The following is a 777-nucleotide window of genomic DNA, read 5'->3' as shown; positions in this document are numbered from 1 at the left end:
AATGCGTATGCTCGATGAAAAGTACATTACGCAAGAACAATTCGATGGAGCACGTAACGAACCAATCATCGCTCGTTACCACAGTGCAGAAATTGAAGTGTCTGCGCCTTACGTTGCCGAGCTTGCACGTGCATGGGCAGTAAAAGAGTACGGTGAAGAGAAAGCCTATACGTCGGGTTTGAATATCTACATGACGGTTGACTCTAAACTGCAAGACGCTGCCAATAAGGCTGCGGTAAACAACCTAATGGCTTATGACGAGCGTCATGGCTACCGCGGCGCAGAAAAAGTGTTGTGGAAAGAAGGGGAAGCCGCTTGGGATGCAGAACAAATTGAGAAGCATCTAAAAGGCCAGCCAACTTACGGCGATCTTTACCCTGCTGTCGTGACAAAAGTGGAAGGCAAAACGGCGCAAGTTGTTGTGAAAAATAACGATGCACAAACCATCCCTTGGACTGGCATGAACTGGGCACGCAAATTCCTCACCGATAACCGTCAAGGTTCAACACCAAAATCTGCACAAGAGGTTTTAGCTGCAGGTGAACAAATTTGGGTTCGCGAGCTAACGACGACCGATGAAGATGGCAACACTCAAAGCAGCTGGAAGCTAAGCCAAGTGCCTAGCGCGAACACCGCATTTGTCGCGATGAATCCTGAAAATGGCGGCATTTTGTCACTAGTAGGTGGTTTTAACTTTGTTCACAGCAAGTTTAACCGCGCAACCATGTCCGTGCGTCAGGTTGGTTCTAGTATCAAACCATTTATTTACTCAGCCGC

General features: G+C 47.9%; 1 pseudogene. It reads left to right on the top strand.

Annotated features, from left to right (window positions below):
• Positions 1 to 777, top strand: a pseudogene (locus R7R24_RS26300) (penicillin-sensitive transpeptidase); the annotation flags it as partial.

It is taken from the genome of Vibrio sp. 704 (assembly GCF_033339295.1).
Note: the sequence above shows the minus strand (reverse complement) of the source record. Positions and strands in the feature narration are given on the sequence as shown.